Genomic DNA, 10,190 nt, shown 5'->3' on the forward strand with positions numbered 1-10,190 from the left:
TTGAAATTAATTCACCTCATGAATGATTTTCGCGCTTCTCCTGTCAGTTTCCCTATTGCTAGTTGAATCTCTTCCTGATTATCCTCTCCCCCTAGTAACAAAAGAGGGATTATCCCAGCAGCTGCGATCGCGCCCCCTACCAGCAACCCGACAACACCGTAAATTTGGACTTTGTTTTTCATAATTTTACTCATTTTGATTTGTTGCAGCTGATGCTTTTACTTCCACCACACCTCTAGCCATATTCATCCCACAAGTAAAAGGGTACTCTCCTGGCTTTTGTGGGGTAAATTCTACAGGCGTTACTCGATATAAATCCAAGTCTTTAGCGATGTGGAAATCCGGTAAAATAACTTTCTCTAAGCAGCTACTTGGATCTTCGCGGAAAAAGTTAAGGCGAACAGGTTGACCTGCTTTCACTACTACCCGATCTGGATTGTAACCGCCATCAACTTTAATTGTGAGTTCTTGAATACCTTGATTGGCTGTTGCCTGTTGCCCTTGGCTTTTACTTAACAAAAACCACCAAAGTTCTAACCCTATTAGCGCCAGACCGCCCAATGTAACTCCCAGTTTCACCTCAAAAGGTTGTTCAATTTGGCGTTGGCTAGTTGGCATTGCTGTCTCAGGTGGAACGGCTTTTACTGGTGCTATTGAAGCAATTGAAAGTAACAAACCTAAATTGCAAAAATGACGCAGTAGCTTTTTTTGAGTAACCATTTGTCATCGCCTGTATTTAGAAATTGACTCGCGGCTGAAAGTTCCGCAAACGCAAAGCGTTGGTGACGACAGAAACAGAACTGAAAGCCATCGCTGCACCAGCAATCATTGGGTTAAGTAACCAGCCAAAAATTGGGAACAAAATTCCAGCGGCGATGGGAATCCCAGCAACGTTGTAGATAAAGGCAAAAAACAGGTTTTGGCGAATATTCTGCATGGTGGCGCGACTTAAACTAATAGCAGTTACAATGCCTTGCAAGTCGCCAGAAATTAAGGTGATGTCGCTGGCTGCGATCGCTACATCGGTTCCTGTCCCAATCGCAATTCCCACATCTGCTTGTGCCAGTGCTGGCGCATCATTGATTCCATCCCCCACCATTGCCACAATCGATTTTGAATTTTGGATTTTCGAGAGGGTAAATTTGTTTCTGGCTTTTCGACGTTTTTCTGCCTGAAGAGATTGGATAATTGCGGCTTTTTGATCTGGACGTACTTCTGCAAAGACACGAGTGATGCCAACTTCTTGCGCGATCGCTTCCGCAGTTTGGCGGTTATCCCCGGTGAGCATTACTACCTCTAAACCTAACTTTTGCAATGCTCTCACAGCTACCCCTGAAGATGGTTTGAGGGCATCCGCAATTGCTATTAACCCTTGCATTTCTCCATCTACGGCAATCCAAACGGCAGTTTTACCCGCAGATTCCCAAGCAACTTTTTGTCCTTGCAAAGGTAGGGTTTCAATTCCCAATTCATCCATCCATCGCTGCGTGCCGATTTGCACCAGTCGGTCTGATACGATACCTTGGACACCGCTACCCGCGATCGCTTCAAAATTTTTTGCCTCTGGCAATGGGAAACTCACTTCCTGAGACTGGGCATATTTAACAACAGCTTCAGCCAAAGGATGTTCTGAATTGCGTTCAACTGCTGCCGCCAGCCGTAGGAGTTTTAGTTCATTTTGGTTAGCAGTTCCCAACATCGTTACATAGTCTGTAACTGTGGGTTTTCCCTGCGTAAGAGTGCCAGTTTTATCTAACACAATCGTTTGGATTTTATGAGCTACTTCCAGACTGTCAGCACCTTTAATTAAGATGCCATTTTCTGCGCCTTTTCCGGTTCCCACCATCACAGAAGTAGGCGTAGCTAAACCCAAAGCGCAAGGACAAGCAATAATTAACACGCCAACGGTGGTAATTAAAGCCATTGACAGATTGCCCGTGATGTTAAACCAGATGATGAAGGTAGCGATCGCGATCGCTATTACCACAGGCACAAACCACCCCGTCACTTGATCCGCCAATCTTTGAATCGGTGCTTTCGCACCTTGAGCTTGTTGCACCAACTTGACAATTTGCGCCAAAACTGTATCGCGCCCAACTCGCGTCGCCCGAAACTTAAAACTGCCAGTTCTATTAATCGTTGCCCCAATAACTTCATCTCCTGGCTGTTTTTTCACAGGTACGCTTTCACCCGTCACCATCGCCTCATCAATGGTGGAAGTGCCTTCTATCACTTCCCCATCAACCGGGATTTGTTCGCCGGGACGCACCAAGATCGCATCGCCAACTTTCACCGCCTCAACGGGAACATCAATTTCCTGCCCATCCCGAATCAGACGCGCCCTTTTAGCTTGCAAACCCATCAATTTGCGAATCGCTTCCGAAGTTTGCCCCTTGGCGCGGTTTTCCAGCAGCCGACCCAGCAAAACCAGGGTTATTACTACTACTGCTGTTTCATAATATACATCCTTACTTAGCCCCAGGACTCCCGGAAAAATAGTAACAAACAGCGAATATAAATACGCCGCACCTGTACCCAGCGCAATCAGCGTATTCATATCAGCAGCATGACGCTTCAAAGCTTTCCACGCGCCCCGGAAAAAAGACTCGCCACACCAAAACTGCACTGGTGTCGTCAACACCAGCTGCACCCAAGGATTATGCAGCCATGCTGGAATCAAGGGAACGTGGAACCCAGTCATCGCTGGGATTGAACCCACCACTAGCACAATACTAATGACTGCACCTAATATTACTTTGCGCGTCAGCTGTTGCTTTTCCTGGCGGCGACTTGCTACCTCAGTATCATCAACTCCGGTTCCCAATTCCTGAACTGGTTGGGCTGCATAACCCGCATCAGCTACAGCTTGCTGAATTTCCTCTAAACTCGTTGCTTGAGGCTCATAGTTGACGGTAGCTTGTTCCATGCCAAAGTTAACGTTGCACTCCCTCACGCCCGGAACATTGCGAATCGCTTTTTCTATCGCACCAGCGCAAGCAGCACAACTCATTCCTTGTAAGTTAAGAGAGTGTGTTTCCATAACTATCTCCTGCTGTCTGATTTTAAGGTAAACCTTCTAGCGCACTGGAGAGTCAAGGGGTAAGCTGGATAATCCTCCTAAAGTTAGATATTCCTAGCAAGATAACAATGAATCAGCAAACACTGAACTATCTCGAAACCTTTGAGGGGTGGCTGCTGATAGTATTCAGCAATAGTCGCGGCTATGGCTTCCAAGTTTTTAATCCCGTCGGAGAAAAAATTGGCGAAGGCAGCACTTTTAATTCTGTCGCTGCTGCTGTGCAACGGGGTCGAAAATTTATCACTGGGGCAAAACTTTGAGAAGCGATCGCATACTTGGGGAAAAAGCAGAAAAGCGATCGCTTTTCCGCTTTTTCTAAACTCGCCAGTATCTGACTCATACAAACGGCAAAATCCCGCAATTGAGATGAGTTAAAATGCCCGATCCCGAAAACACACTAGGCGACGGGATATCCAGCGTTAGCGATCGCTTCCCTAACTTTCGTTTCTGGCTGTTGTGTTTCCACTTGCACCACCTTAGTTTTGGTGTCAGCGTCTACCTTTGCTTTTGGATCAATTGCGGTAACTGCCTGGGAAATCGTCTCTACACAGGCAGAACAAGCCATACTCGGTACTTTCAGTTCTAGTGTCATGGTAAAACCAAGATTACTCTTTCAATTTCTATTATGAACTCTCCTCTTAACTGGAGAGTCAACCCAATGGACACACAAACTGCACAATTAATTGTGAATGGAATTGCCGTAGGTAGCATCATTGCACTCGCGGCAGTCGGACTAACGCTGACTTATGGTATTTTGCGACTCTCCAACTTTGCTCACGGCGATTTTATGACACTGGGAGCTTATCTCACCTGGTTAGCAAATACCAGTGGGGTAAATATCTGGCTCTCGATGATTTTGGGGGCTGGGGGAACAGTCGGAGCAATGCTACTAAGCGAACAGCTGCTGTGGAAACCAATGCGCGATCGCCGTGCCTCCTCCACCACCCTAATAATCATCTCCATTGGACTTGCCTTGTTTATCCGCAACGGCATCATCTTCATTTGGGGAGGCAGCAACCAGCGCTACAACTTGCCCGTAGCAAGCGCTATAGACATTTTTGGAATCAAAGTAGCTTATTACCGAGTGTTGGTAGTAGGTATGGCGGTGCTGGCAATTTTAGCGCTGCATTTTCTGCTGCAAAACACCAAAATCGGTAAAGCGATGCGAGCTGTAGCGGATGATATTGATCTGGCTCGTGTCTCAGGCATTAACGTTGAGCGCGTAGTAATTTGGACTTGGGTAATTACCGGGATTTTTACCGCGCTGGGGGGAGCCATGTATGGGCTAATTACAGGCGTTCGTCCCAATATGGGCTGGTTTTTGATTTTGCCGATGTTTGCGTCAGTGATTCTCGGCGGAATTGGCAATCCCTACGGCGCGATCGCGGGTGCTTTAGTCATTGGTATCGCCCAAGAAGTCAGCGTCCCCTTACTTGGTTCGGAATACAAGCAAGGCGTTGCCTTGATGATTATGGTCTTGATTCTACTCTTCCGTCCCCAAGGCTTGTTTAAAGGGACGATTTAAAAAAGGATAAAGGTGGCAGTGGATTTTGTAGCGGATGTGGCGGATCGGTTGACTATGAGTCCCATAAATTAACCCATCCGTTACATCTGTTACCCCATCCGTTGCCACCTTTTGCATCAACTATGGGTTGATGATGTGGAAATAGATTCCAGCAACCAGGAAGTTGCCTGCTAAGAGAATGAGTAAAACGATAGTGCGGAAGGGATAGGGAGGACTACTGGTTTTGGTAAGAGAACCTTTGGGTTGCTTAGCTTGAGCTGTCATCAGGATAATCTCCTAATTTGGTACATTCTAAAGAAATACCAAAGAGCTGTCCCCATTAGCACGACTCGATAGAAATATTTTCATTTTCGCAGTTGTACTAAAAAAGGATGAAAATATTTCTCGTTGCCCCTTTCTCCTTCTTCCCTATTCCCCTGCGTGATAGGAACTGCGTACCAAGGGGCCAGAACGGACATGAGCAAAGCCCATCTCGCGCGCGATCGCACCGAATTTTTCAAACTCCTCTGGTGTCCAGTATTTCTGGACTGGCAGATGTTCTAGAGAGGGGCGCATATATTGCCCCAGAGTAATGCGATCGCATCCCGCAGCCCGCAAATCTGCCATCGCTTCAATTACTTCGGCTTCCGTTTCCCCGTGTCCCAGCATCAAACCGGATTTCGTGGCAATTGTCGGATCGAGTTCTTTAACATAACGCAGGACATCAAGCGATCGCTCATATTGCGCCCCTCGTCGCACCCGTCCTTGAAGCGATCGCACCGTCTCAATATTGTGGTTATAACAGACAGGTTGAGCCGAAACTACCGTTGCGACTCGTTGGCGTTGTTTTTCCCCCGACTCCTTACCCCCCCAGAAATCTGGAGTCAACACCTCAATTAAGGTTTCCGGGTTCATCTGTCTCACCGCCGCCATTGTCGCCGCAAACCAACCAGCCCCCCCATCCGGCAAATCATCTCTAGCTACCGAAGTCAGCACCACATAGCGCAAACCTAGCAACTGCACCGCAGTCGCCACCTTTTGCGGTTCCTCTGGATCTAACGGCATCGGTGCGTGTCCCTTCTCCACTTGACAAAAAGCACAAGCACGGGTACAAGTTTGCCCCATCAACAAAAAAGTTGCTGTCTTCTGGGCATAACACTCTCCCCGGTTCGGACAGCGCCCCTCCTCACAAATCGTGTGGATTTGTCGCTGCTTAATAATTCGTTGCACCGTTGAGATTTCGCTAGCTTTCCCAATGGGGCGGCGCAACCAAGACGGTAGTGCCTCAATTTCTGACCGCCACTCATGCACATTAAACTGGGTTACATTATCCGTTTCGGTAGGCAGATCCATGAATCTTCCGGTGGGCTAACAGCCAAAGTAAGCATCCACATGATACAAATCTTAAAGCATTTAACTCTAACTCTTGTTCCACATTGATTTTTTGCCCTTTCAGACCAGACCAGATTAATCTAGAATTTAGGCACTCAGCTGGCTTTTTGGCTTAATGTCGAGATGGTAAAACGTTGAGGATGTCAAGCAAAAAACTGTATCCCTGCACGTCACCCGCTCAGGAATTACCTACTATAGCGGTAGCGTTAGTTTACCGCGATCGCGTATACAACTTCATAGGGCTGTAGCTCTAACACCCAGGCGCTACACATTGCAAATCATCCTGATGCGTATGAACGCTATGCCGGTTTTTGAAGCTAGTCGCTTTTGTTCTAAATCTAGAGCAAGCAGCAGTCGTCTCAAACTAAGCGTAGTTTTTTTTAAAAATCCCCTCTAAGGAGTTCGGTCGTGGCAAGTCACAAAATCCTGGTTATTGATGACAGTAGAGTGATTAGAAATACAGTACGCGATATGTTACCGCCGGGTAACTTTGAGATTTTAGAAGCAAAAGACGGTCTGGAAGGCATGAATCTGATCCACCAGGCACATCCCAACTTGATTATGTTGGATTTTTTGTTGCCTAAAATGAGCGGCTGGGAAGTATTTCAGCAGGTTCAAAACAAGCCTGAACTTCAGAAGATTCCTCTAGTTTTGATGTCCGGTCGTAAAGAAGAAGTGACCGAGAAAATTTCGGAACCCTTCGAGTATTTTGAATTTATCCCCAAGCCGTTTGACCAAAAGCAACTGATTGCCGCCATCAAATCAGCGATGCGTAAAGCTAGCCTCCGCCCCGCGGTAGCGCCGTCCCCGCAGCCAGTAGTAAAAGAAACAGTTCCCCCAGACTCATCTACTGGCACCGCTGAAATTCAGCAGCTAAATGCCAGAATTGCCAAAATGCAAGCTGAGATTGACACCTTGAAAAAACAGATGGCTCAGATGGCAGCGGTACCCGCTGAAGTTGACGGCTTGAAGAAAAAGCTAGCTCAAATTATGGCTTTCATCCAACAAAAGCTGAAGTAGCAGTTACTATTTAGGCAATACGTCTTGCCCGTGAGATATCCCAATTCATCTCTGGCTAAACTAACTTATATTGGGGGCAGTCTTACGGTTGAGCAAAACAACATAAGACCATTTAATGCCCTCAGTCACAACTTCTAGGAGTCAGTTATGCCAAGTAACAAAGTCCTGGTTATCGATGACAGTCCCACAAGCCAAAGTGCAGTCAGAGAAATATTACCCAAAAGCAATTTTGAAGTTTTAGAAGCAAAAGATACTCAAGAAGGACTCAATTTAATCCGCCAAGAACGCCCGAATTTAATCGTGCTGAATTTCCTAGCATCCAAACAAAGTGGCTGGGAAGTTTTTCAACAGATTCAAGTTTCCCCGGAACTCCAGAAAATTCCCTTGGTGTTAATGTCAGGGCGCAAAGAAGAAGTTACACAGAAAATTCCGGAACCGTTTGAGTATTTTGAATTTGTGGAAAAGCCGCTTCAGCAAAAGACGCTGATTCAGGCGATGAAATCTGCAATGGCGAAAGCAAAATTGCCTCGAAGGCAAACTGCTTCCCCGCCTGCCCAAAAAGCTCCAGCGAGTGCGGCAACTCAAAAAATCTTGATAATTGATGATGCCAAGGTCATTCGGAGTCAAATTCCAGAAATGTTGCCTCAGGGCAAATTTGAAGTTTTAGAAGCAAAAGATGGCGAAGAAGGACTCAATTTAATTCGGCAAGAGAGTCCAAACTTGATACTGTTGGATTGGATAATGCCTCGCTTGGGCGGTTGGGAAGTTTTTCAGCAACTGCAATCTCAGCCTGAATTACAGACAATTCCTTTAGTGGTAATGTCTGGACGTAAAGAAGAGGTGAAAGAGAAACTTTCAGAACCTTTTGAGTATTTTGAATTTCTGGAAAAGCCCTTTAATAACAAGCAATTAACTGATGCCATCAAGTCAGCAATGGCTAAAGCCAGACGAGTACGACCCAGCGTTGGAACGGCTTCTTCCCAGACAGCAGTAGTCGCTGACTCAAGTGCAGGCGTTCAACTTCACGTTTTAAATGAAAAAATTGCCACCATGCAGGCTGAGATTAATGGATTGAAGCAACAAGTAGCTGAGATTCCTGGGTTGAAGAAACAATTGGCTCAGCTTATGGCTTTCGTCAAGCAGAAGTTGCATTAAAAGCAGCAATTTATTTGATTTGTAGAGACGTATGCAACATCTCTACAAATCACATGAACCGCAAAAAACACAAGGTGCTAGTAGGTTGGGTTCAACGATAGTGAAACCCAACCACTTCCTAAGTCAATCCAAAATCATCAAACTTTCGGAAACTCCAACCTCCGCAAAATCCTGGCATCAAAAATCGATTGACTAGATGTTGGGTTTCGTACCTCAACCCAACCTACTAGCACTCAACCTACGTTATTAAGGCTTTCACAATTCAAAATCCTTGCATCCAAAATGGTATAGGAGGGGGATGCCACTAACAAAAAACTACGGCTAAGATTGAGCAAAGATTATAGGATGAATTGTATGTTGTCACGAGAACGGCGACGCTTAAACCTTGATTTCTTTTCTACTTTGAAAGGCGTTGTTTCTCTACTCAAAGATCCCAACCAAACGGACTCGGTTTACGATATCGAAGATGGACTGCGGCACACAGATGCTACTAAGCTGGCACTGGATTATGTAAAATTTAACCCTGATGTAGAGCGCATCATCCAAGAGCGTTACGTTGCTCCAACTCCAGACCTGGAGGCGCTGCTAAAATGTCCCGAAGGTTCTCTGGGATATGAGTATGCCTCTCACATGAAGGAGGCAGGTTTCGATCCAGAATTTTACCGCAAGATAAAAGTTGAGGATGATATCAGCTACCTTCTTTTCCGCATCCGGCAGACTCATGATATTTGGCATATAGTTACAGGTTTTAGCACTGACGTAGCCGGAGAACTGGGTTTACAGGCATTCTATGTGGCTCAGACACGCAGAACTATGTCAGTGGTACTAACAGCCGGAGGGTTATTGAGTACGCTGATCAAGTCTCCAGAACATTTGAACAGGGTGTTAGACCATATTTCTCAGGGATATAGGATGGGGATGAATGCAAAACCTTTCCTGGCTCAGAAGTGGGAGGAAAACTGGGATAAGCCTTTGTCTGAGTGGAGAGCTGAATTAGGGATTGGGCAGAATTTGCCTAGTTTCCAGGCTGAGCCTGGAAACGCTCTGAACACAGGTGCCTCTTAATAAAGCTTCAAAGTAAGAAGGGAGCCTCAATGAGAGTACGTTTCCTTCTTTGAAGGGGTGGAGCAATATTGTCCACCCCTTTATGAGAATTACAACTAATCTAGCTCTCGCCTTCCTTCCAAGGCTCGTGCTAACGTCACCTCATCGGCGTACTCTAAATCTCCCCCCATTGGTAAACCAAAGGCAATCCGGGTTACTCGCGTAAATGGCTTTAGCAGCTGACCGACATACAGCGTCGTTGTCTCACCTTCTACACTCGGACTAATTGCCAGAATCACTTCTTTAATTTTTTGCTGACTGACTCGCCGCACCAGGGGTTGGATATGCAGCTGGTCGGGGCCAATGCCATCCATTGGGGAAATGACACCTCCGAGGACGTGATACTTACCCCGATACTCGCGGGTTTTTTCCAGCGCTATCACATCGCGGGAATCTTCTACCACACAAAGAGTGCTGTTGTCGCGATTGGAATTGCGGCAAATCTCACAGACAGGTTCAGCTGAAAGGTGAAAGCACACCTTACATAAACCAACTTGCTTTTTCGCCTCAATTAAAGCTTGAGCTAGTGCTTCTACTTCTTCGGGCGATCGCTTTAAAATATGTAGGGCTAATCGTTGAGCCGTTTTGGGGCCAACTCCAGGCAAACGTTGTAGTTGCTCGATCAGACGAGCTAAGGGTCGCGTATACGTTGTCTATTCTCCTAGTATGTATTTGTCTATAACTATGATGGCATTCCTGTAGGCACTACGTGAAGCAACGCCAGCCTACTTTGGATAACTTTACCAAAAAAAAAGCGCCCCTCTTGGAGCGCTTTTTTAGCTAGAAAAACTAGCGATTAACCATTGATGCTAGGAGCAACCAAAGCAACTGGGGTGGACTCACCTGCTGCCAAGTCGAGAGGGAAGTTGTGAGCGTTACGCTCGTGCATTACTTCCATACCCAGGTTGGCGCGGTTGATTACATCAGCCCAGGTGT

General features: G+C 46.3%; 11 protein-coding genes and 2 pseudogenes. 5 read left to right on the forward strand and 8 right to left on the reverse strand.

Annotated features, from left to right (window positions below; translation table 11 throughout):
- Nucleotides 1-11 precede the first annotated feature (11 nt).
- Genes H6F66_RS21995 through H6F66_RS22005 form a run of 3 tightly spaced genes read right to left on the reverse strand, consistent with a single transcriptional unit; the run spans nt 12 to nt 3,040 of the window.
- Nucleotides 12-182 (reverse strand): hypothetical protein, encoded by a 171-nt coding sequence (locus tag H6F66_RS21995; RefSeq protein WP_190425473.1) that lies wholly within the window; start codon nt 180-182, stop codon nt 12-14.
- Nucleotides 183-186: 4 nt separating this feature from the next.
- A complete protein-coding gene (locus H6F66_RS22000; protein WP_190425476.1) occupies nt 187-720 on the reverse strand; it encodes a cupredoxin domain-containing protein in 534 nt (177 codons plus the stop codon).
- Between the two features lie 16 nt (nt 721-736).
- Nucleotides 737-3,040 (reverse strand): heavy metal translocating P-type ATPase, encoded by a 2,304-nt coding sequence (locus H6F66_RS22005; protein ID WP_190425479.1) that lies wholly within the window; start codon nt 3,038-3,040, stop codon nt 737-739.
- A 107-nt stretch (nt 3,041-3,147) separates the two neighbouring features.
- Here H6F66_RS22005 and H6F66_RS22010 point away from each other — a divergent pair, with 107 nt between their 5' ends.
- Nucleotides 3,148-3,339, forward strand: coding sequence for a hypothetical protein (locus H6F66_RS22010; RefSeq protein ID WP_190425482.1), 192 nt, complete (start codon nt 3,148-3,150; stop codon nt 3,337-3,339).
- A 137-nt stretch (nt 3,340-3,476) separates the two neighbouring features.
- On the opposite strand, the gene H6F66_RS22015 is transcribed toward H6F66_RS22010, so the two are convergent.
- Nucleotides 3,477-3,671 (reverse strand): heavy-metal-associated domain-containing protein, encoded by a 195-nt coding sequence (locus tag H6F66_RS22015; protein WP_190425485.1) that lies wholly within the window; start codon nt 3,669-3,671, stop codon nt 3,477-3,479.
- Between the two features lie 66 nt (nt 3,672-3,737).
- Between H6F66_RS22015 and H6F66_RS22020 the strand changes: the two genes are divergently transcribed.
- Nucleotides 3,738-4,604, forward strand: a complete 867-nt coding sequence (locus tag H6F66_RS22020) for a branched-chain amino acid ABC transporter permease (protein WP_190425488.1) — start codon at nt 3,738-3,740, stop codon at nt 4,602-4,604.
- 120 nt (nt 4,605-4,724) lie between these two features.
- Here H6F66_RS22020 and H6F66_RS22025 read toward each other — a convergent pair whose 3' ends face one another.
- Complete coding sequence (locus H6F66_RS22025; RefSeq protein WP_190425490.1) at nt 4,725-4,868, reverse strand: photosystem I protein PsaX; 144 nt, start codon at nt 4,866-4,868, stop codon at nt 4,725-4,727.
- A 144-nt stretch (nt 4,869-5,012) separates the two neighbouring features.
- A complete protein-coding gene (lipA, locus tag H6F66_RS22030; RefSeq protein ID WP_190425492.1) occupies nt 5,013-5,936 on the reverse strand; it encodes a lipoyl synthase in 924 nt (307 codons plus the stop codon).
- 447 nt (nt 5,937-6,383) lie between these two features.
- Here lipA and H6F66_RS22035 point away from each other — a divergent pair, with 447 nt between their 5' ends.
- From H6F66_RS22035 to H6F66_RS22050, 3 genes are all read left to right on the forward strand, one after another.
- A complete protein-coding gene (locus tag H6F66_RS22035) occupies nt 6,384-6,995 on the forward strand; it encodes a response regulator (RefSeq protein WP_190425494.1) in 612 nt (203 codons plus the stop codon).
- Nucleotides 6,996-7,142: 147 nt separating this feature from the next.
- Nucleotides 7,143-8,150 carry a response regulator gene (locus H6F66_RS28575; RefSeq protein WP_242019100.1) on the forward strand — a complete coding sequence of 336 codons (1,008 nt, stop codon included), beginning with the start codon at nt 7,143-7,145 and terminating at the stop codon, nt 8,148-8,150.
- Between the two features lie 354 nt (nt 8,151-8,504).
- Nucleotides 8,505-9,215: a Coq4 family protein gene (locus tag H6F66_RS22050; RefSeq protein WP_190425496.1), complete on the forward strand. Its 711-nt coding sequence runs from the start codon at nt 8,505-8,507 to the stop codon at nt 9,213-9,215.
- A gap of 95 nt (nt 9,216-9,310) precedes the next feature.
- On the opposite strand, the pseudogene recR reads toward H6F66_RS22050, so the two are convergent.
- Nucleotides 9,311-9,922, reverse strand: a pseudogene (recR, locus tag H6F66_RS22055) (recombination mediator RecR).
- A 128-nt stretch (nt 9,923-10,050) separates the two neighbouring features.
- Nucleotides 10,051-10,190, reverse strand: a pseudogene (locus tag H6F66_RS22060) (photosystem II q(b) protein); the annotation flags it as partial.

It is taken from the genome of Trichocoleus sp. FACHB-6 (assembly GCF_014695815.1).
GTDB classification, from domain to species: Bacteria; Cyanobacteriota; Cyanobacteriia; order Cyanobacteriales; family FACHB-T130; genus Funiculus; species Funiculus sociatus.

Coding starts and splice junctions, on each gene's coding strand:
- H6F66_RS21995 (WP_190425473.1), bottom strand. CDS start 182: ATGAAAAACAAAGTCCAAATTTACGGTGTTGTCGGGTTGCTGGTAGGG.
- H6F66_RS22000 (WP_190425476.1), bottom strand. CDS start 720: ATGGTTACTCAAAAAAAGCTACTGCGTCATTTTTGCAATTTAGGTTTG.
- H6F66_RS22005 (WP_190425479.1), bottom strand. CDS start 3,040: ATGGAAACACACTCTCTTAACTTACAAGGAATGAGTTGTGCTGCTTGC.
- H6F66_RS22010 (WP_190425482.1), top strand. CDS start 3,148: ATGAATCAGCAAACACTGAACTATCTCGAAACCTTTGAGGGGTGGCTG.
- H6F66_RS22015 (WP_190425485.1), bottom strand. CDS start 3,671: ATGACACTAGAACTGAAAGTACCGAGTATGGCTTGTTCTGCCTGTGTA.
- H6F66_RS22020 (WP_190425488.1), top strand. CDS start 3,738: ATGGACACACAAACTGCACAATTAATTGTGAATGGAATTGCCGTAGGT.
- H6F66_RS22025 (WP_190425490.1), bottom strand. CDS start 4,868: ATGACAGCTCAAGCTAAGCAACCCAAAGGTTCTCTTACCAAAACCAGT.
- lipA (WP_190425492.1), bottom strand. CDS start 5,936: ATGGATCTGCCTACCGAAACGGATAATGTAACCCAGTTTAATGTGCAT.
- H6F66_RS28575 (WP_242019100.1), top strand. CDS start 7,143: ATGCCAAGTAACAAAGTCCTGGTTATCGATGACAGTCCCACAAGCCAA.
- H6F66_RS22050 (WP_190425496.1), top strand. CDS start 8,505: ATGTTGTCACGAGAACGGCGACGCTTAAACCTTGATTTCTTTTCTACT.